Origin of the sequence: Ancylobacter lacus (genome assembly GCF_018390635.1) — a bacterium.
GTDB classification, from domain to species: domain Bacteria; phylum Pseudomonadota; class Alphaproteobacteria; order Rhizobiales; family Xanthobacteraceae; genus Ancylobacter; species Ancylobacter lacus.
In genome coordinates this window covers 126,564-147,141 of record NZ_JAHBGE010000051.1, presented here as the reverse complement: position 1 = coordinate 147,141, position 20,578 = coordinate 126,564, and the positions used below count along the sequence as shown (strand labels likewise).

Annotated in this window: 17 protein-coding genes; 9 read left to right on the top strand and 8 right to left on the bottom strand. The window is 69.0% G+C overall.

All coding sequences use genetic code 11. From position 1 onward, the window contains the following. Window positions 1–7 precede the first annotated feature (7 nt). Complete coding sequence (locus tag KHC27_RS13395) at window positions 8–1,900, bottom strand: peptidylprolyl isomerase (protein ID WP_213339872.1); 1,893 nt, start codon at window positions 1,898–1,900, stop codon at window positions 8–10. A gap of 164 nt (window positions 1,901–2,064) precedes the next feature. Here KHC27_RS13395 and tpiA point away from each other — a divergent pair, with 164 nt between their 5' ends. Next, entirely contained in the window at window positions 2,065–2,820 is a 756-nt protein-coding gene (gene tpiA / locus KHC27_RS13390) for a triose-phosphate isomerase (RefSeq protein ID WP_213339871.1), read from the top strand. 35 nt (window positions 2,821–2,855) lie between these two features. Here tpiA and KHC27_RS13385 read toward each other — a convergent pair whose 3' ends face one another. Beyond that, entirely contained in the window at window positions 2,856–3,128 is a 273-nt protein-coding gene (locus KHC27_RS13385; protein WP_246519916.1) for a hypothetical protein, read from the bottom strand. A 188-nt stretch (window positions 3,129–3,316) separates the two neighbouring features. Here KHC27_RS13385 and secG point away from each other — a divergent pair, with 188 nt between their 5' ends. The 3 genes from secG to KHC27_RS13370 all read left to right on the top strand — a co-directional run bounded on the left by secG (window position 3,317) and on the right by KHC27_RS13370 (window position 6,564). Beyond that, window positions 3,317–3,700 carry a preprotein translocase subunit SecG gene (secG, locus tag KHC27_RS13380; protein ID WP_213339870.1) on the top strand — a complete coding sequence of 128 codons (384 nt, stop codon included), beginning with the start codon at window positions 3,317–3,319 and terminating at the stop codon, window positions 3,698–3,700. A 107-nt stretch (window positions 3,701–3,807) separates the two neighbouring features. After that, window positions 3,808–5,436, top strand: coding sequence for a CTP synthase (locus tag KHC27_RS13375; RefSeq protein ID WP_213339869.1), 1,629 nt, complete (start codon window positions 3,808–3,810; stop codon window positions 5,434–5,436). 252 nt (window positions 5,437–5,688) lie between these two features. Beyond that, window positions 5,689–6,564 (top strand): VOC family protein, encoded by an 876-nt coding sequence (locus KHC27_RS13370; protein ID WP_213339868.1) that lies wholly within the window; start codon window positions 5,689–5,691, stop codon window positions 6,562–6,564. A 96-nt stretch (window positions 6,565–6,660) separates the two neighbouring features. Here KHC27_RS13370 and KHC27_RS13365 read toward each other — a convergent pair whose 3' ends face one another. Continuing rightward, entirely contained in the window at window positions 6,661–9,288 is a 2,628-nt protein-coding gene (locus KHC27_RS13365) for a glycosyltransferase (RefSeq protein WP_213339867.1), read from the bottom strand. A 210-nt stretch (window positions 9,289–9,498) separates the two neighbouring features. Continuing rightward, complete coding sequence (locus KHC27_RS13360; RefSeq protein ID WP_213339866.1) at window positions 9,499–9,981, bottom strand: hypothetical protein; 483 nt, start codon at window positions 9,979–9,981, stop codon at window positions 9,499–9,501. A 202-nt stretch (window positions 9,982–10,183) separates the two neighbouring features. Here KHC27_RS13360 and KHC27_RS13355 point away from each other — a divergent pair, with 202 nt between their 5' ends. After that, window positions 10,184–11,797 carry a glycoside hydrolase family 17 protein gene (locus KHC27_RS13355; protein ID WP_213339865.1) on the top strand — a complete coding sequence of 538 codons (1,614 nt, stop codon included), beginning with the start codon at window positions 10,184–10,186 and terminating at the stop codon, window positions 11,795–11,797. On the opposite strand, the gene KHC27_RS13350 is transcribed toward KHC27_RS13355, so the two are convergent. Together KHC27_RS13350 and KHC27_RS13345 are read right to left on the bottom strand one after the other, a co-directional pair. Continuing rightward, a complete protein-coding gene (locus KHC27_RS13350) occupies window positions 11,757–12,137 on the bottom strand; it encodes a hypothetical protein (RefSeq protein ID WP_213339864.1) in 381 nt (126 codons plus the stop codon). The two genes, KHC27_RS13355 and KHC27_RS13350, sit on opposite strands and share 41 nt — an antisense overlap. Window positions 12,138–12,192: 55 nt before the next feature. Continuing rightward, window positions 12,193–13,197, bottom strand: a complete 1,005-nt coding sequence (locus KHC27_RS13345) for a DMT family transporter (RefSeq protein ID WP_213339863.1) — start codon at window positions 13,195–13,197, stop codon at window positions 12,193–12,195. Between the two features lie 238 nt (window positions 13,198–13,435). On the opposite strand from KHC27_RS13345, the gene glmU reads away from it, so the two are divergent. Both glmU and glmS read left to right on the top strand, forming a co-directional pair. Beyond that, complete coding sequence (gene glmU, locus KHC27_RS13340) at window positions 13,436–14,794, top strand: bifunctional UDP-N-acetylglucosamine diphosphorylase/glucosamine-1-phosphate N-acetyltransferase GlmU (protein ID WP_213339862.1); 1,359 nt, start codon at window positions 13,436–13,438, stop codon at window positions 14,792–14,794. 102 nt (window positions 14,795–14,896) lie between these two features. Next, on the top strand, window positions 14,897–16,723 hold the full coding sequence (gene glmS / locus KHC27_RS13335) for a glutamine--fructose-6-phosphate transaminase (isomerizing) (RefSeq protein ID WP_213339861.1): 1,827 nt from the start codon (window positions 14,897–14,899) through the stop codon (window positions 16,721–16,723). Between the two features lie 9 nt (window positions 16,724–16,732). On the opposite strand, the gene KHC27_RS13330 is transcribed toward glmS, so the two are convergent. Both KHC27_RS13330 and queF read right to left on the bottom strand, forming a co-directional pair. After that, window positions 16,733–17,764, bottom strand: coding sequence for a glycosyltransferase family 2 protein (locus KHC27_RS13330; protein WP_213339860.1), 1,032 nt, complete (start codon window positions 17,762–17,764; stop codon window positions 16,733–16,735). A 305-nt stretch (window positions 17,765–18,069) separates the two neighbouring features. Continuing rightward, entirely contained in the window at window positions 18,070–18,531 is a 462-nt protein-coding gene (queF, locus tag KHC27_RS13325) for a preQ(1) synthase (RefSeq protein ID WP_213339859.1), read from the bottom strand. 110 nt (window positions 18,532–18,641) lie between these two features. On the opposite strand from queF, the gene eno reads away from it, so the two are divergent. Further along, on the top strand, window positions 18,642–19,925 hold the full coding sequence (gene eno, locus KHC27_RS13320; RefSeq protein ID WP_213339858.1) for a phosphopyruvate hydratase: 1,284 nt from the start codon (window positions 18,642–18,644) through the stop codon (window positions 19,923–19,925). Between the two features lie 281 nt (window positions 19,926–20,206). Beyond that, window positions 20,207–20,542: an FtsB family cell division protein gene (locus KHC27_RS13315; protein ID WP_213339857.1), complete on the top strand. Its 336-nt coding sequence runs from the start codon at window positions 20,207–20,209 to the stop codon at window positions 20,540–20,542. Window positions 20,543–20,578: the final 36 nt, after the last annotated feature.

Below are 20,578 nucleotides of genomic sequence, written 5' to 3'. Positions count from 1 at the left end.
GCCGGTCTCAATTGGTGCGGGTGTCGCCGCCGACAATGGCGTCGAGCGCGGCGCGGTTGACCTTCACGCCGAGGTCGGCCTGCAGGCGCACGAGATATTCCGTCATCAGGTCTTCCTGCATGCGCTGGCTGGTGGTGGCCAGCACCTGCTTGTCCTCACCCATGCTGGCGGGCACGCCGACGCCGGTGACGACGAAGACGAGGCGGCCGTCGCCGAGATCGACCGGCGCCGAGCCGACCTGGCCCTGCTGGGTGGCGAACAGGGCATTGATGGCGCCCTGCGGGATGCCCTCGGCGGCGCGGCCGCGCCGGATGCCGGCGGCGGTCTTCACCGCGAGGCCGGCCTCGGCCGCCGCCTTGTCGAAGGGCGTGCCGTCGACGACCTTCTTCTTCAGCGCCTCGACCTCGGCATCGAGCGTCTTGGCCGCCTCGTCCTGGCGCCAGCGGTCGAGCGCCTGCGCGCGGGCCTCCTCGAAGCTGCGGTCGCGGCCCGGGGTGACGCTTTCGACCTCGTACCAGACATAGCCGGCGTTCTGCGGCAGGGTGACGGGGTCGGTCGCGGCACCGACATCGGCGGCGAAGGCACCGCGCAGAACCTCGGTACGGCCGGGGACATCGCCGATGGAGGCTCCGTCCGGGGTCTTGCCGGAAATATCGGTGTTGATCTGCTGCAGCGCGAGGCCGAGCTTGGTTGCGACCTCGGTGAGCTTGGCGCCGCTGGCAAGCTCGTCCTCGATCTGGTCGCGCCTGTCGCCGACCGCGCGCTGGGCACGCTGGGCCTGCAGGTCGGCGCGCAGCTCGGTGGCGACCTCGGCGAGAGGCTTGGTGACGCCCGGCGTGATGGCCTCGACATGGATGATGACGGGACCGAACCGGCCGTTGACCACCCCGCTGGTGCCGCCCTGCGGCAGGCCGAAGGCGGCATCCGCCACCGCCTTGTCGAAGATGGCGCTGCGCGGGACATTGCCGAGATTGACGTCGCCCGGCGTCAGCTTGCGCTCGGTCACGATGTCGGCGAAGGGCGTGCCGGCCGCGATCTTGTCCGCCGCCGCCTTGGCTTCCTCGGCATTGGGGAACACGATCTGCTGCACCACGCGGGTTTCCGGCGTGCCGAAGCGGGCGATGTTGGCCTCGTAGGCGGCCTTCAGGTCCTCGTCCGACACCTGCACCGTGGCGGCGAGAGCGGCGGGGGTGAGGGCCAGCACCGCGACGTTGCGGTATTCCGGCGCGCGGAACGCCGCCTTGCGGGCCTCGAAGAAGGCCTTCAGCACCTCATCGGAGGGGGCGGCGATGGTGTCGAGCGCCGGCGGCTCGATCAGCACGTAGCTGACGCTGCGTTCCTCGGTTTCGTAGCGCTTGAAGGCGTCGCGCAGCACCTGCGGCACCTCGATGCCGCCGGCCAGCGAATCGAGGAACTGCTGGCGCAGCGCCAGGCGGCGCTCGGCCTCGACGAAGCGGGCCTCGGTGAAGCCGTTCGAGCGCAGCACCTGGTTGAAGTAATTCGGGTCGAAGCTGCCGCTGGGACCACGGAAGGCGGGATTCTCCGAAATCCGCTTCACCATCTCGTCGTTGGAGAGGGCGAGGCCGAGATGGCCGACGCGGTCGTCGAGCGCGGCCTCGGCGAGGCGCTCATTGAGCACCTGGTCGGGAATGCCGATGGCGCGGGCCTGATCCGGCGTCAGGCCGCGCTTGATCTGCTGGCTGATCTGCTGGAGCCGTTGCTGGTAGAGCTGGCGGAACTCCGGCACCGTCACCTCGCTCGAACCGATGCTGGCGAGCGTGTGGCTGCCGAAGTTGCGAAACACGTCGGCGATGCCCCAGATGCCGAAGCTGAGGATGAGCAGGCCCATCAGAATTTTGGCGACGAGGCCGGATGCGCCCTTGCGCAGCGTCTGCAGCATACGAGTTTCTCGTTATCTGTGGGGCGGCCCGGAACGACCCCGCCCGTGAAAGGCGCGCATAATAGGGACCGACCTTATGGGCCGCAACGTCGCAGATACCGGCATTTGCGCAGCTCACCGGGCTTTGTTAACTCGGGTGGAACCCGCAGCCACAGGAATATCGCATGACCGCTCGTCGTCCCCTCGTCGCCGGCAACTGGAAGATGAACGGCCTTTCCACCTCGGCGGCCGAGCTGGAGCGGATGATCGACGCGGCCGGCCCGGTGGCATCGGCCGGCGTCGAACTGATGATCTTTCCCCCGGCGACCCTGATCGCCCGGCTGGCGGCACGCGCCGCCGGCACCCCGATCAGCATCGGTGGCCAGGACTGCCACGCGCGTCCCTCCGGCGCCCATACCGGCGACATCGCCGCCGAGATGCTGGCCGATGCCGGTGCGCATGCGGTGATTCTGGGTCATTCCGAGCGCCGCACCGACCATGGCGAGACCGATGCCGTGGTGCGGGCCAAGGCCGAGGCCGCGCACAGGGCCGGGCTGGTGCGGGTGGTGTGTGTCGGCGAGACCCTCGCGGAGCGCGCGGCCGGCCGCGCTGTGGCGGTGGTCGCCCGCCAGCTCGAGGGCTCGGTGCCCGACGGGGCGACGGGCTATGATCTCGTGATCGCCTATGAGCCGGTCTGGGCGATCGGCACCGGCCATGTCCCCACCGCCGCCGACATTCTGGAGATGCACGCGGCCATGCGCGCGCTGCTGCGCCAGCGCTTCGGCGGGGAGGCGGACGCGATTCGCCTGCTGTATGGCGGCTCGGTGAAGCCGGACAACGCCCGCACGCTGCTCACCCTCACCGATGTCGACGGGGCGCTGGTGGGCGGCGCCAGCCTGAAGGCGGCCGACTTCCTCGCTATTGCCGCCGCCTATGTGTGAGCGGGACTGAATCCGGGCGTCCAGCGCCCTGCCTTTCAGCTCTCGAACGCGTCGCCGCCGTCCGTCCCCGCCGGGCTGGTGCGCAGCGTGACGTCGTGCCCGGCCTCGAGCGCGGGCAGGGCGGCGGCGACCGCGGCCTCGAAGGCGGCGCGGCGGCTGGAAAGAGGCGCGTTGCGCTGGCCGTCGTGCAGCACATGCCAGTGATCGCCATGGGCCACGACGCTGAACATCTCGGTCTGCGTGGCGTTGGCCTTGCGGACAGGCTGGGCACTCGCCATTTCCGTCGCGGTCAGCACGATCTCGTCCATGCGGCTCTCCCATTGATCTGCCGGGGCAACGTCGCGGCGGGTCGGGCGGTTCCACAGCCGATGGCGCCAGCCGGCCGGGAGACGGCTGATCAACTGGAAATGCCGGGCGGGATCGTGTAGGAACCGCGCCAAAGTTCCGGCGCAGCCCTGCCGAGGGCCGCCGTGTCGCGAGATGTATAAGGCAGAAGATGCAGACCGTAGTGATCGTCATCCACCTGATGGTGGTGCTCGCCCTGATCGGCGTCGTGCTGATCCAGCGCTCCGAAGGCGGTGGCCTCGGAATCGGTGGTGGCGGCGGTGGCGGCGGCGGCTTCTTCTCCGCCCGCGGGACCGCCAATGTGCTCACCCGGGCGACGGCGATCCTCGCGGCGCTGTTCTTCATCACCAGCATTGCCCTGACGATGCTCGCGGGCTGGGGTCGCGGCCCCGCCACCATCTTCAACGCGCCGGCGGTGGCACCGGGCGCCCCGCAGGCGCCGGGTGCCGCTCCCGCGCCCGGCGGCACGGTTCTCGACCAGCTCAAGGGTATCCAGCCGGCGCCCTCCTCGCCGCAGGTTCCCCAGTCGCAGTGAGTTCGGCGCGCCTCGCGCGTCGCCACGACGAATTCCATGGACGAGAGGCGACGCAGGTCGCGCTGCCTCTCGTCGAATCGCGTTTTTGTAGCTAGAAACCGGATTCCATGGCGCGCTATATTTTCATCACCGGCGGCGTCGTGTCCTCGCTCGGCAAGGGCCTCGCATCCGCCGCTCTCGGCGCATTGCTCCAGGCCCGCGGTTACAAGACCAGGCTGCGCAAGCTCGACCCCTATCTGAACGTCGATCCGGGCACCATGAGCCCGTATCAGCATGGCGAGGTCTTCGTCACCGACGACGGCGCCGAGACCGACCTCGATCTCGGCCATTACGAGCGCTTCACCGGGCGTCCGGCGACCCGTTCCGACAACATCACCACCGGCCGCATCTATCAGGACATCCTCTCGAAGGAGCGGCGTGGCGACTATCTCGGCGCCACCGTCCAGGTGATTCCGCACGTCACCAACGCCATCAAGGAATTCGTCCTCTCCGGCAATGAGGGGTATGACTTCGTGCTGGTGGAGATCGGCGGCACGGTGGGCGACATCGAGGCGATGCCCTTTCTGGAGGCGATCCGCCAGATCGGCCACGAGCTGCCGCGCAAGCACTGCATCTACATCCACCTCACCCTGCTGCCCTACATTCCCTCGGCGGGCGAGCTGAAGACCAAGCCGACCCAGCATTCGGTGAAGGAACTGCGGGCGCTCGGCATCTCGCCGGATATCCTGCTCTGCCGGACCGACCGCGAGATTCCGCGCGAGGAGCGCCGCAAGCTCGGCCTGTTCTGCAATGTGCGCGAGAGCGCGGTGATCGAGGCGCGCGACGCCGACAATATCTATGCCGTGCCCTCCGCCTATCACGAGGCGGGTCTGGACGGCGAAGTGCTGGCGGCGTTCGGGATCGAGCCGGCGCCGGCGCCGGAGCTGTCGCGCTGGCGCAAGATCGAGGCCGGCATCCGCAACCCCGAAGGCACCGTCACCATCGCGGTGGTCGGCAAGTACACCGGGCTGAAGGACGCCTACAAGTCGCTGATCGAGGCGCTGGCCCATGGCGGCCTCGCCAATGGCGTGCACGTCAATCTCGACTGGATCGAGAGCGAGATCTTCGAGCGCGAGGACCCCGCCCCCTTCCTCGAGCATGTCCACGGCATCCTCGTGCCCGGCGGCTTCGGCCAGCGTGGCGCGGAGGGAAAGATCCGCGCGGCGCAGTTCGCCCGCGAGCGGCACGTGCCCTATCTCGGCATCTGCTTCGGCATGCAGATGGCGGTGATCGAGGCGACCCGGCACCTCGCCGGGATCGAGGCGGCCAATTCCACCGAGTTCGGCCCCACGGAGGAGCCCGTGGTCGGGCTGCTCACGGAGTGGCTGCGCGGCAACGAGCTGGAGAAGCGCGGCCTCGACGGCGATCTCGGCGGCACGATGCGGCTCGGCGCCTATCCCGCGCGGCTCGCCGAGGGCAGCCGCGTCGCGGAGGTCTATGGCGTCAACGATATCTTCGAGCGCCACCGCCACCGCTACGAGGTCAATCTGCGCTACCGCGAGCGGCTGGAGGCCTGCGGCATGCGGTTCTCCGGCCTGTCGCCGGACGGGCTGCTGCCGGAGATCATCGAATATCCCGACCATCCCTGGTTCATCGGCGTGCAGTTCCACCCCGAGCTGAAGTCGCGGCCGTTCGAGCCCCACCCGCTGTTCGCCTCCTTCATCGGTGCCGCCGTGGTGCAAAGCCGGCTGGTCTAGCCGCCACCAGCCCCTCGCAACGAAAGCATGAAGGCCGGGACACGTTCCCGGCCTTTGCGTATGGGCGACGGGCGGCTAGCCTTCCTCCGCACTGTGGTGCAACGGCCACGGCGGCGCGGCGATGTGGATCGCTCCCGTGCCGGGGTGCCCGCCGGCAGCATGTCTGTCGTATCCATGGTCGGATGGCCGGCTCGACCCGCGAGTCGCCTCGACCAAGCCGGCGCGATGTCGCCAGAACGAGGAGATGACCTTATGGCCCGCGGCCTCGACCATGTGGTGCACGTCGTTCGCGATCTCGAAGCGGCGGGCGAACTGTACGATCTTCTCGGCTTCACCGTGGGCAGCCGCAACCGCCACCCCTGGGGCACCCATAACCGCATCGTGCAGACGCCGGGCTTCTTCATGGAGCTGCTGGAGGTCGCGGACCCTCATGCGATCCCCGAGCCGACCGAGACCACCTTCTCCTTCGGCGCCTTCAACCGCGACTATATCGGCACTGTCGGCGCCGGACTCTCGATGCTGGTGCTGGAAGGTAAGGACCCGGCGGCGGAGAAGGCGGAGTTCGATGCCGCCGGCTTCGGCGGCTATGACCTGTTCGACTTCCAGCGGATCGGCCGCCTGCCGGATGGCAGCGACGTCGAGGTGGCGTTTTCGCTCGCCTTCGCCCGTGACCCCGCCTCGCCTCATGCCGGCTTCTTCACCTGCCGGCAGAAGTTTCCCGAGAACTTCTGGTCGGCGGACATGCAGCGGCACATGAACGGCACGGTCGGGGTCGGGGGCGTGGTCTTCGTCGCCGATGAACCCGCCGCCCACGTGCCCTTCCTCGCCACCTTCGCCGGGACCGACTTCCGCCGCGCGATAGAGGGCTGGCATATCGGCAGGACCCCGCGCGGAACCATCGAGGTGATGACGCGCGACCTCTTCGCCGAGCGGTTCGGTCCGGCACCGGCGGCGGATGCCGGGCTGCGTCTGGCCGCGGTGCGCTTTGCCGTGAAGAACATCGAGACCGCCCGCAAGCGGCTGTCCTCGAGCCGGATGTCGGCGGAGGAGATCGAGGGGCTGATCGTGGTGGGCCCGAAATCGGCGCTCGGCGCGACGCTGGTGTTCGAGCCGGCCGAGACCGCCTGAACCCGCGGACACGTCCACCGCCGCTCATGAAAAAGCCCGGGAGCGATCCCGGGCCTTTTTATTCGTGGAGGGTTGAACGGCCCTGAACGGAGCCGTCTACTCCGTGATCGCCGGGGCGCGGCTGCCGCGCAGCGGCAGCAGGGCGGCGGCGCGGCTGCGCAGCGCCTTCCAGGTCGTCACCTCGTTGAGGCTGGATCCTTCCAGCCAGCCGATCACCGCCGCGGCGAGGAAGGGCAGCGACTGGATCGCCAGCGCGAAGGCGAAGAGATTGATCTCCGTCACCGCGTGCCAGTTGGTCAGCCGCAGGCCGATCGCCGACACCATCAGCCCGCCGCCGATGATGGCCTCGGGCAGGGCCGGGAAGGCGCGGGCGGCGTTGGCGAGCCAGCTGCCCTTCGCGGTGCGGGCGAAGGCGAGGTCCTTGTAGCGGAACCCGTCATACACCGCCTTGGCGACGGTGAACTGCACCGCCATCGCGGCGACCGCCGCGCCGATCATCCGGCCCGGGGTGGTGGCGACACGCAGCCGGTACAGCGCGCAGAAATGCAGGACATAGACGCCGAAGCAGAAGATGATCGGCACGGTGAGGATGTGCTGCGGCACCGCGATGCCGAGGCCGAGCACGAAGGGCACCCACAGCAGGGACAGCACGGCCACCAGCGCGCCGACGCTCTCGGAGCCGAGCCAGCTGACCCAGCCGATGGCGAATTCGCGCCGCTGGGCCGTGGTGAGCCGCGAGCGGCCCGGCAGCAGCCGCGTCCAGTGCTTCTTCACGATCTGCATGCCGCCATAGGCCCAGCGGTGGCGCTGCTTCTTGAAGGAGGCGAAGTCGTCCGGCAGCAGGCCCCAGCCATAGCGCTTGTTGGTGTAGTGGCTCTTCCAGCCGAGCTCGATGATGGACAGGCCGAGATCGGTGTCCTCGCAGATGGTGTCGCTCGACCAGTCGCCGGCCTCGACCATGGCGGCGCGGCGCATCAGGCACATGGTGCCGTGCACGACGATGGCGTCGTGCTCGTTGCGCTGGACCATGCCGATGTCGAAGAAGCCGGCATATTCGGTGTTCATCGCCTCATGCATGAGGCTGCGGCCGGCGTCGCGGTGGTCCTGCGGCGCCTGCACGATGCCGACGGTCGGGTCCTCGAACACCGGCACGAGGTCGCGCAGCCAGTCCTGGCTCACCACATAGTCGGCGTCGATGATGCCGATGATCTCGGCGTCGGGCGCGGTGTGCTGCATGGCGATGCGCAGCGCGCCGGCCTTGAAGCCCTCGATCTTCGGCAGGTTGAGGAACTTGAAGCGGTCGCCGAGCAGCTTGCAGTGCTCCTCGATCGGCGCCCAGAAGGCGGGGTCGGGCGTGTTGTTGATCGCCACGATGCATTCGAGGTTGGGCCAGTCGAGCCGGGCGACGCTGTCCAGCGTCTGCTTCAGCATCTCCGGCGGCTCCTTATAGGCCGGGATGTGGATCGACACCTTGGGGGTGCGGGCCGGCATCGGGTTGGAGCCGCGCAGCAGGCGCCGGGGCGACTGGCCGAAGGCGATGGTCGCCAGCTCCTCGACCCGGTAGAGCATCACCACGACGAGCGGCACCAGCAGCACCAGCGAGATGACGAAGGTCACCTTGTTGCCGCCGACCACGTAATGGGTCAGCCAGTGGTCGGTGACGGTCGCGATCCAGTAGCCGACGAGGTTGGCGGCGGCCGCCATGACGGTCGCCTGCGGCACGGTGAGCCGGCCGAAGCGGAACAGCGGCAGCGAGAAGGCGACGCCGAGCAGCAGCGCGATGGCCGCGGTGGCGCTGTAGGTTTCCGGGGTGATGGGGCCGGAGAGCGGGAACTTGATGTGGCGGTCGGCGTCGAGCACGCCCCAGTACTGGCCGACGCTGCCCTCGAAGCTCTTCCACGGCGCGTCGAACGCCTCGATCAGGTTGTAGTCGATGCCCAGCGCGTCGGCGCGGGAGGCGAAGGTGCGGATGACCTCGGCCTGGAGGGTGGCGCCCGGCACGGCGGCGTCGCGGTTGTAGCCCGCGCTCGGCCAGCCGAACTCGGCGATCACGATGCGCTTGCCGGGATAGGCGGCGCGGAGCCGGTCATAGATCTCGATGGAGCGCTCGACGACCTGGCTGGCCGGAACGCCTTCCCAGTAGGGCAGGATGTGGGCGGCGATATAATCGACCGCGGAGACCAGCTCGGGATGATCGAGCCATACGTCCCAGGTTTCGCCGGTGGTTACCGGTACGTTGGTCTCGCGCTTCACCCGGCGGATGGTGTTGATGAGCTGCTCGGGCGTGCGCTCGGCGCGCAGGATCGACTCGTTGCCGACCACGATGCCGATGACGTTGGAATTCTTCCGCGCGGCGTCGATCGCGTTGGTGATCTCGTGCTCGTTGCGGGTCTCGTCTTCGTCCAGCCAGGCGCCGACGGTGACCTTCAGGCCCTTTTCGGCGGCGATGCGCGGAACCAGCTCCAGCCCGCCGGTCGCGGCGTAGGTGCGCACGGCCCGGGTGTAGGGCGCCACGGCCTCGACGTCATGGCGGATCTGCGCCTCGGTCGTGCCCTGGCCCTTGTCGGGATTGGCATCGCGGCCATAGGGCGCGAACGACATGCTGACGAAGCGGTCCGGCACGGACGGCGCCTGCGCTTCCGGGCGCAGGGCAAGCCACATGAAGGCATGCACGGACGTGACCACCGCGATGACAGCGGCCGCGACACGAACAGCGGGGCGCATGGATTTACCCACGAATGGAGAGAGGAAGACGGTTCAATATATAATCCAGATCGAACGCACTTGCAGCAAATTCGAGGGTCTGGGTTACCGTCTTTCCCGCGGTACCATGACGCCCTGTCGCCCCACAGAACGTTCGTATGGCTCTATTTGTTCCGGGCTTGTGGCGAGGTCATGACGCGCCGGAGGCTGCGTCATGAAATCACCGTGCCCTCACTGCGCTGCGGGAGGAGCGGCCGGCGCGGCGGCGTCTGGCGCGGAGGGGTTGGATTCCGGATTGACCCAGCAGGCGTGGACCCGCTCGGACAGCCGCTCGGGCGACTTCGAGTCGATGTTGCCCTGCCGCACGAGGCAGCGGAAGGCGATCTTCAGGTGCTCGGTCGGGCAGCCGAAGCGCTCATACAGCTCCATGTGGCGGCGGGCGGTGTCGACGTCGTCGCGCCACAGCAGCATGGCGATGCGCCGCCCGCTCCACACGCATTCGGGCAGCCCGGCATTGCCCGGCAGCTTGGCCGCCTCGGCATATTCCTCCACGGAGCGGCGCTGGGCCTCCTTGGCCTGCTGCTCGGGCGTCTGCTGCGCGGTGGACTTCGGCTCTTCGCTGGTGGACTGGGCAGCCGCGGGGAAGGTGCCGGCGGCCGCGAGGAGGGCGCCGCTTACAAAAAGGGCGGACAGGACGCGTAGGGAAGAGGCCATGGGAAATTTCATCACGCGCAGGAGGTGATAACGACGGCGGGACAGTAGGTGAAGCGGTTGAATTTGTCAGCATGACGGCGCGGCCGGAACGGGAAGCGCCCGCGGGTTGTGCTGTTCCTGCCGCACGGCGCTCTTCACAGCGCCCTCTTGCGCGGCTATGCGGCAGCGACCACGCTGACGACCTCGAGGGGAGTCCCACCGCATGCGCCTGCCATTCGTGCTCGCCGCCGTCGTTTCCGCGGCGATCCTCGCCGCATGGGCCTGGCTCGGGGCGCCGGTACCCGCGCCGCCCTCGCCGCTGGCCTCCGGCGAAAAGCTGCCCTGCGTGTCCTACGCCCCGTTCCGGCCGGGGCAGTCGCCCTTCATGGCCGGGCTGGTGATCCCGCCGGAGCAGATCGACGACGATTTCGCCCGTCTCGCCAAGATCACCCACTGCGTGCGTACCTATTCCACCGAGATGGGGCTGGACGCCGCTCCCGCGCTCGCCCGCAAGCACGGGCTGACCATGCTGCAGGGCATCTGGCTCGGGCGGGAGAAGGACAAGAACCAGGTCGAGATCACCAACGGCATCAAGGCGGCGCAGCAAAATCCCGACGTAGTGAAGGGCCTCATCGTCGGCAACGAGGTGCTGCTGCGCGGCGAGCTCTCCGCCACCGACCTCGCCCAGACCATCCGCGCGGTGAAGCAGAGCGCCGGCGTTCCCGTCACCTATGCCGATGTCTGGGAGTTCTGGGAGCGCAACCGCGACCTCGCCAATTCGGTCGACTTCGTCACCGTCCACATCCTGCCGTTCTGGGAGGACCTGCCGGTCTCCGCCGACAAGGCGGTGGCCCATATCGGGGAGATTCGCGACCATGTGGGCAAGGTGTTCGCGGGGCACGACATCCTCATCGGCGAGACCGGCTGGCCGAGCGCGGGGCGCATGCGCGAGGGGGCGGAGCCCTCGCCCTCCAATCAGGCCAAGGTCATCCAGGAGCTGCTGGCCCTCGCCAAGGAGAAGAATTACCGCGTCAACGTCATCGAGGCGTTCGACCAGCCGTGGAAGCGCGCGCTGGAGGGCACGGTCGGCGGCCACTGGGGCTTTCTCGACGCCTATAGCCGCGACTTCAAGTTCGGCTGGGGCGAGGCGGTGTCGGACCATCCGGGCTGGCTGTGGCAGGGCCTCGGCGGCGTCGCCTTCGCGCTGGCCATCTTCGCCGCCGGCCTGAAGGGCGCGGCGCGGCGGGGGGCGGAACTGTCGGCCGGGCGCTGGCTCGGCATCGCCGCGGTGGCGCTGGCCTCGGGCATCGCGATCGGCTGGGCGATCGCGGCGGTGCCGGTGGAGAGCCGCGACGCCGGCGGCTGGGTCCGCGCCGTGGTCATGATCGCGCTGGGCCTGGTGGCGCCGCCGCTCACCGCCTATGCGCTGGCGGCGGGAACCCGTCAGGTCGGCTTTGCCACCGTGCTGGAGCCGGAGACCCGGCGGGCCGCGACCGGGCTGGAGAAGCTGGTTGGCGTGGTGCTGGTGCTGGCGGCGGTGCTGGCGGTGCAGATCGCCTTCGGGCTGGTGTTCGACCCGCGCTACCGCGACTTCCAGTTCGCCGGGCTTACCCCGATCCTCACCGCGCTGGCGGCCTATGCCCTGCTCGCCGCGCCACGCCCGGCGGCAGGCGAGCGCCACGCCGAGGCGATCGCCGCCGGGGTGTTCCTGCTGTCGGGCCTGTTCATCATCCTCAATGAGCGGCTGTCGAACTGGCAGGCGCTGTGGACCGGCGCGCTGCTGGTGCTGTTCGCGCTCAGCTTCTGGCGCCTCGCCACGGCCGGGCGAACGAGATGAGCAGCAGCCCCGCGGCCAGTGCGGCGGTGTTGGCGTTGTAGAAGACGACGCCCGCCGCGCTGGCCATCAGGGCCAGGGTGAACACCGCCACCGAAGGCCGCACGAGCTGGATCGCCGCCAGCACCAGCGCGGCGATGCCGAAGGCGGAATATTCGATCAGCGAGAGCGTCGTCGCCCGCACCACGCAGGTGCCGGTGACGACAGAGGCGCAGGCCTGCCCCACCGCGGACTGTTCCAGCACGGCGTAACGCAGCCAGAACGCCCAGGCCAGCGTGCCCATGCCGCAGGCGACGACCAGATTGGAGATGCGGGGCCCGGGCAGGAAGGTGGGTGCGCTCACGGCGGTTCTCCTCAAGCGTGTCTCGTCTCTTCGATGGCATGACGCCGCCCGGCGATCAACGTTCCCGCCCGGCATCCCCGGCCGGCGCCGGGCCACGGGTGGCGAGGATGACGCCCCCCAGGATCAGCACGAAGCCCACCGCGTGGAACAGGTGCAGGTGCTCGTCCAGCAGCAGCACCGACAGCATCACCCCGTAGACCGGCATGAGATAGCCGAACATGGCGGTGATGGAAGGGCCGGCCTCCCGGGTGCAGTACTGGAACATCAGGAACACCACCGCGGAGGGAATGGTGGAGAGGAAGAGGATTGCCCCCCACGCCGTCATGCCCACCGGCCCCGGCGCGCCCATCCACGATTCGAGCAGCGCCGCCGGCCCCAGCAGCAGCACGCCGGCGATGTTGATGGCGGCGAAGGTCGGCACCGTGCCGATCTGCACCAGCGGCCCGCTGCGCAGCATCAGGGCGTAGACCGCCCACGACACCGCGGCGAGCAGGAACAGCAGGTCGCCGATGTTGAAGGACAGCCCCAGCAGCCGCCCGAGATCGCCTTCCAGCGTGATGAGCACGATGCCGAAGAAGCCGGCGCAGGCGCCGAGGATGCGCAGCGGCGGCAGGCGCTGCCGCAGCAGCATCGCCTCCAGCACCACCACCATGATGTTGGAGGTGGCGTAGATCAGCGTGGCGTTGGTGGCGGTGGAATGGCCGAGCGCGAAATAGGTGTTGCCGCCACAGATCACCATCACGATCGCTCCCATCACCAGGATGGGCTTCCACTGGCTCAGCAGCAGGTGGCGGTGCCGCAGCAGCTCCGGCAGCGCGATGGGCAGCAGGAGCAGCAGCGCGAACAGCCAGCGCCAGAAGGCGAGCTGCCAGGGCGAGACCACGCCGACCACCGCCCGCCCGACGATGAGGTTGCTGGTGAAGAACAGCGGCATGGCCAGCAGCGCCGCCAGCAGCACCGGCCGGCGCAGCAGCGAGACGGCCGGGGCGGGTGCGGCGCCGGCCGCGGCCGAAGGCGGGGCGGGCGAAGCGGAGGGCGGGGCGGGCGAGTGCGCGTTCATGGCGCTGCCATACAGCCTCGCCGCCGCCGCGTCTGCCCCGATTTGATGCGAAAATCCGGGCGGCGCGAGAATGGGCATTCGCCGCCCTCCGGCACGCCGGAGCGAGCGAGGGTGAGGGCGGTACGTCCCGACCCGGCAGGACCGCCGCACGCCCTTCCGCCGCGCGGCGGTGCAGGCTACATAGCCGCCTGAACCGGCGCCGCTGGTCTGGCGCCGCGTGACCCCGGAGACGTCGCCGATGCGTTCATTGCTGGTCGTGGTCCTCGCCGCGGGGGAGGGCACCCGCATGGCCTCCCGCCTTCCCAAGGTGCTGCACAAGGTGGCGGGCCGCAGCATGGTCGGACATGTGGTGGAGGCCGCCGGCCGGGCCGGCGCCGCGCGGCTCGCCGTGGTGGTGGGGCCGGGGCGCGAGGACGTCGCCGCCGCCGCCCGCGCCGCCGCTCCTGCCGGCGTCGGCGTCGAGGTGTTCGTGCAGGCGGAGCGGCTCGGCACCGCCCACGCCGTTCTCGCCGCCCGCGCGGCGCTGTCCGGGCCGGTGGACGATGTCGTCGTGATGTATGGCGACACCCCGCTGGTGCGGCCGGAGACCATCGCCGCGCTGCGTGCCCCGCTCGCGGCCGGCGCGGCGGTGAGCGTGCTCGGCTTCCGCCCGGCCTATCCCACCGGCTATGGCCGCCTGCTCACCCGGGACGGCGACCTCGTCGCCATCCGCGAGGAGAAGGACGCCAGCCCCGAGGAGCGGCAGGTTGGGCTCTGCAATGCCGGGCTGATGGCCTTCGACGGCGCCGTGGCGCTGGCGCTGCTGGAGCGCATCGGCAATGCCAACGCCAAGGGCGAGTACTACCTCACCGACGCGGTGGAGGTGGCGCGCGGGCTCGGCCGCGCCGCCGCGGTGGTGGAAGCGGAGGTCGCCGAGGTGGCGGGGGTGAACACCCGCGCCCAGCTCGCTGAGGCCGAATCGCTGCTGCAGCAGCGGCTGCGCGCCGCCGCCATGGCCGGCGGCGCCACCCTCATCGCGCCGGAGACGGTGTTCTTCTCCCCCGATACCCGGCTCGGCCGCGATGTGGTGGTGGAGCCGAACGTGGTGTTCGGCCCCGGCGTCAGCGTCGAGGACGACGTCACCATCCGCGCCTTCAGCCATATCGAGGGCGCCCATGTCGGGCGCGGCGCCATCGTCGGCCCGTTCGCCCGGCTGCGCCCGGGCGCGGCGCTGGGGGAGGGGGTCCACATCGGCAATTTCGTGGAGATCAAGGCCTCCGACCTCGCGGCCGGGGTGAAGGTGAACCACCTCTCCTATGTCGGCGATTCCAGCGTCGGCGCGAACACGAATATCGGCGCGGGCTCCATCACCTGCAATTACGACGGCTTCCGCAAGCACCGCACGGTGATCGGCGCCGATGTGTTCATCGGCACCAACACCCTGCTGGTCGCCCCGGTGCGCGTGGGTGACGGCGCCTACACCGCCACGGGGGGCGTCATCACCGACGACGTGCCGGCCGACGCCCTGGCGGTGGCCCGCGCCCGGCAGGTGAACAAGGAAGGTTTCGCAAGTCGTCTCCGCGCCCGCCTTTCCGCCGGACTTTCGCCAAAGAAGTAAGACATGAACCGACATCCGAAGTGATTTCGGATGTGGGGTGACGTTCGGTTAAATCCTGACGGCGTAACTTCATCGGATTCTGTCAGGAGCTGGCACGCGAAGATGTGTGGCATCATCGGCATCGTGGGCGACGCGCCCGTCGCCGACCGTCTGGTCGATTCCCTCAAGCGGCTCGAATATCGCGGCTATGATTCCGCCGGGATCGCGACGCTCGAAGGCGGGCAGCTCACCCGGCGGCGCGCCGAGGGCAAGCTGCGCAATCTCGAGGCGGTGCTGCGCGAGGCCCCGCTGACCGGGCGGATCGGCATCGGCCACACCCGCTGGGCCACCCATGGCCGGCCCAGCGTCGCCAACGCCCACCCCCACGCCACCACCGGCGTCGCCGTGGTGCATAACGGCATCATCGAGAATTTCCGCGAGCTGCGCGACGAATTGCGGGTCGAGGGCTGCAATTTCGAGAGCGAGACCGACACCGAGGTGGTCGCCCATCTCGTCACCCGCGAGCTGCGGGCCGGCCGCGCCCCGGCCGAGGCGGTGGCGGCGACGCTGCCGCGGCTGAAGGGGGCCTTCGCCCTCGGCTTTCTGTTCGACGGCGACGAGAACCTGCTGATCGGCGCCCGCAAGGGCAGCCCGCTGGCGCTCGGCTATGGCGACGGCGAGATGTATCTCGGCTCCGACGCCATCGCGCTGGCGCCCTTCACCAGCCGCATCGCCTATCTCGAGGATGGCGACTGGGCGGTGCTGACCCATGAGCGCGCCGAAATCCGCAACGCCGCCAACCGGCTGGTGCGCCGCCCGGTGCAGAAGACCGCCACCACCGCCTTCCTGATCGAGAAGGGCAATCATCGCCACTTCATGGCGAAGGAGATCCACGAGCAGCCGGAGGTCGTGGCCCACACGCTCGGCCATTATCTCGACATGGCGAGCGAGACGGTGCAGCTTCCCGGACCGCTGCCGTTCGATTTCAACACGCTGGAGCGGGTCTCCATCGCCGCCTGCGGCACCGCCTATTACGCCGGGCTGATCGCCAAATACTGGTTCGAGCGCTATGCCCGCCTGCCGGTCGAGATCGACGTCGCCTCCGAATTCCGCTACCGCGAGGCGCCGCTGGCGAAGAACGGGCTCACCATCGTCATCTCGCAGTCCGGCGAGACCGCCGACACGCTGGCCTCGCTGCGCTATGCCCGCGACGAGGGGCAGAGCCTGCTGGCGGTGGTGAACGTCGCGAGCTCCACCATCGCCCGCGAAAGCGACACGGTGATGCCGACGCTGGCCGGCCCCGAGATCGGCGTTGCCTCCACCAAGGCTTTCACCTGCCAGCTCGCGACGCTGGCGGCGATCGCGGTGGCGGCCGGGCGGGCCCGCGGCGTGCTCTCCGCCAGCGAGGAGCGCGAGCTGGTCCACGCGCTGGTCGAGGTGCCGCGGCTGATGAACGAGGTGCTCGGCCTCGGCCCGCAGATCGAGGCGCTGGCCCGCACCTTCGCCAAGACCCGGGACGTGCTCTATCTCGGCCGCGGCACCTCCTTCCCGCTGGCGATGGAAGGCGCGCTGAAGCTGAAGGAAATCTCCTATATCCACGCCGAGGGCTACGCCGCCGGCGAGCTGAAGCACGGCCCGATCGCGCTGATCGACGAGAACATGCCGGTCGTGGTCATCGCCCCGCACGACGCGGTGTTCGACAAGACCATGTCGAACATGCAGGAGGTGGCCGCCCGCGGCGGCCGCATCGTGCTGCTGACCGACACCACCGGCGCGCGGCAGGCCTCGCTCACCACCGAGGCGACGCTGGTGCTGCCGGACATGCACCCGGCGATCACGCCGCTGGTCTATGCCCTGCCGATCCAGATGCTGGCCTACCACACCGCGGTGCACATGGGCACGGATGTCGACCAGCCGCGCAACCTCGCCAAATCCGTCACGGTGGAGTGAGGGCGGCGCTCACAGGTTGGGCTTCTGCAGCACCACCCGGGCGACGTCGCGCAGATAGCGGCGCGGGTGGCGCCAGGGCCGGCGCAGCCGCACGGTGAAGCTGCCCGCCCCGGCGGGTTGTGGTGCAGGTGGCGCCGGCTCGGCGGCTGCGGGCTCTTCACGGACAGGTTCGGGCGCGGGTTCGGCCGGCGGCGGCAGGAGCGTGGCGTAGCGCGCCCGTTCCGCCGCCGAGGGGGCGGGCTTGGTGGCGAATTCCAGCGGGGCGAGATAGGCGCAGTTCGCCTCCATGCCGATCACGCTGGCGCAGTAGTTCCGCACCATCCGCTTGTGCAGCGGGTTCTTGTAATCGGTCACCCGGTTCCACTTATTGTACCACAGGTTGTTGCCGTGCACCCGGTAGTGCACCCGGCCGGTCGGCAGGAAGTATTTGCGGGCGCCGTAGATGCTGGCGGCGTGCAGCAGGCAGGCATCCGCGCAGGTGCGCCACATCCGCAGGAAATGCGGGGGAAAATCCGTGCTGCGCAGCGCCCATGAACGCCGCATCGAGAGCGCCGAGGCGGCGGTGCCGTATTTGTGGTCGGTGAAATAGGTGACGATGGCGGTGTAGCCGTAATCTTCCTCGGCCTCGGCAAAGGTCTCCACGCCGTAGATCTCGGAACCGCCGTCGGCGCCAAAGCGGTGGAGATCGGTGAAGACGAGGTCGATATCGGGCCGCGCGTCATAGAGCCGGCCGATCGTCTCGAGATAATCCGGGTCCCAGTAATCGTCGGCATCGAGCAGGCAGACGATGTCGCCGGTGGTCCGCCGCATCCCGGCGGCCATGGCGCCGAGATGGCCCTGGTTCGGCTGTGCCACCACCTCGACCCGGCTGTCCCCGCCGTAGCGCTCGGCGAGGAAATCCGACGTCCCGTCGGTGGAGCCGTCGTCGATGATGACGATCTGGTGTGGCGGGCGGGTCTGCCCCAGCGCGCTGTCCACCGCCTCCGCGATGAATTGGCGGTAATTATAGCTGGTCATGACGACGGAAAAACGCAGCGACATCGGCCTTTTCTCGTGCGGGAGACGCGTCCGGCGGGCGGAACGCCCCGAATTCCGCCGCCATGCCGCCGGTCCCGCGTCCCCCGGCGGTCAATCCAGCATGCCGGGAAGCCGCCGCGCCGTCGAGTAGGCCGAGGGGTGAGGCTGTGATGCCCCTCGGCCCGAGAAGGTTAACGAAAGGTTAAAAGCCGGCTATCTAACCCGGAAATCTCGAACTAAATATAATACTCTCAATATCTTGTATGGATTTTCTCATAAGCTGACGTCTTTCTGTCGGCCGAGATTATGAGCCGGCAAATCACAGACGCTCAGCCCCGGCCGCGATAGGGCGGCACGCCCTGATCCGGCAGCCAGACGCCCGCCGGCACCGGCCCGCTCTGCCAGAACACGTCGATGGGGATGCCGCCGCGCGGGTACCAGTAGCCGCCGATCCGCAGATATTCCGGCTCCAGCAGCCCGGCGAGGCGGCGGCCCACCGCCACGGTGCAGTCCTCGTGGAAGGCGCCGTGGTTGCGGAAGCTGCCGAGATAGAGCTTCAGCGACTTCGACTCGACCAGCCAGCCCTTCGGCACATAGTCGATGACGAGATGGGCGAAGTCCGGCTGCCCCGTCACCGGGCAGAGCGAGGTGAATTCCGGGCAGGTGAAGCGGGCGACATAGAGCGTGTCGGGATGGGGGTTCGGCACCCGGTCCAGCACCGCCGCCTCGGGCGAGGCGGGAAGGGCGACGGCGGTGCCGAGCTGCAGGGTGCTGTCGTCTGGGAAAGCCATTTCGTTTCCTCCGAAGGCCGCGATAGACCATGGCACCTCTTTCGCATGTCATGCCGGTCGGATAGAAGCGCGTCCGGATGCAGGTCGGGCCATTCAGGGAGCCGAAGCAGATGACTGCCATTGTCGATATCGTTGCGCGTGAAATTCTGGACAGCCGCGGCAATCCGACCGTCGAGGTCGATGTCGTGCTGGAGGACGGCTCCCAGGGCCGCGCCGCCGTTCCCTCGGGGGCCTCGACCGGCGCCCACGAGGCGGTCGAGCTGCGTGACGGCGACAAGTCGCGCTATCTCGGCAAGGGCGTGGAAAAGGCCGTCGCGGCGGTGAACGGCGAGATCTTCGACGCCATCGGCGGCATGGACGCCGAGGACCAGGTCGCGCTCGACAGCATCCTGATCGAGCTGGACGGCACGCCCAACAAGGCCCGCCTCGGCGCCAACGCCATCCTCGGCGTCTCGCTCGCCATCGCCAAGGCGGCGGCCGACGCCCGCGACCTGCCGCTCTACCGCTATGTCGGCGGCGTCAACGCCCGCACCCTGCCGGTGCCGATGATGAACATCATCAATGGCGGCGCCCACGCCGACAACCCGATCGACTTCCAGGAGTTCATGATCCTGCCGGCGGGCGCGCCGAGCTTCGCGGAAGCCCTGCGCACCGGCGCGGAGATCTTCCACACGCTGAAGAAGGCCCTGAAGGACGCCGGCCACAACACCAATGTCGGCGACGAGGGCGGCTTCGCCCCCAACCTGCCCTCCGCCGACGCCGCGCTCGCCTTCGTGGTGAAGGCCATCGAGACCGCCGGCTATGTGCCGGGCGAGGACGTCTATATCGGCCTCGACTGCGCCTCGACCGAGTTCTTCAAGCACGGCAAGTACGACTATGAGGGCGAGGGCGCGGTGCGCGACATCGAGGCCCAGGTGAAGTACCTCGCCGACCTCGTCGCCCGCTACCCCATCGTCACCATCGAGGATGGCATGGCCGAGGACGACTGGGAGGGCTGGAAGCTCCTCACCGACACCATCGGCTCGAAGTGCCAGCTCGTCGGCGACGACCTGTTCGTCACCAACGTCACCCGCCTCTCCGCCGGCATCAAGCAGGGCGTCGCCAACTCGATCCTGGTGAAGGTGAACCAGATCGGCTCGCTCACCGAGACGCTGAACGCGGTCGAGATGGCCCACAAGGCCGGCTACACCGCGGTGATGTCGCACCGCTCCGGCGAGACCGAGGATTCCACCATCGCCGACCTCGCCGTGGCCACCAATTGCGGGCAGATCAAGACCGGCTCGCTGGCCCGCTCGGACCGGACCGCGAAGTACAACCAGCTCCTGCGCATCGAGCAGGAACTCGGCAGCCAGGCGATCTATGCCGGCCGGGCCGCGCTGAAGGCGCTGGGCTGATCCGCTGCCGCCGGCCGCTGCGGCGGCCGCCCGATTCGACCACGAGGCGCCGGGAAACCCTCCCGGCGCCTTTTCCATGCGCGCAGCGCAGAGCTACCCGCCCGGCGCAGGGCTCATTACCCGGTTTTGCACCTGCGAAGAGTTGACGACTACCAGACGCAACGCGGGCGGGCATTTCGGGGCGGCCGACATCCAAAAAACCGTCCCTCGACGTCACCGGCCAACGGGGTTAACGCGCGGGGTTAACGGAGCCTCAACCGGCGCCGGCCTAGGCTCTGCCCATGATCGTACGCACACGCTGGCGCTCCATCCTGCAGACGCTCACCCTCCACCTGGGGGCGGCGTCGCTCATCGGCTATTTCGCCCTGCAAGGCTATGGCGGCCAGTACGGCCTTGCCGCCAAGCGCGACCTGGAACAGCAATATGCCAAGCTCTCTCAGGAGCTTGCCGGCCTGAAGGCGCAGAGCCGCGCGCTCGCCTTCAAGGTGGACCTGCTGGAATCCGAGCGGATCGACCCCGACATGCTCGACGAGGAGGCGCGGCTGCTGCTCAACCTCGTGAACCCCAAGGACCTCGTCTATATCCGCCCGCACGACACCAAGAGCCGGCTGCAATGAGGCGGCGGCGTGGTGGCGAGGAACCGTCGTTGTCAC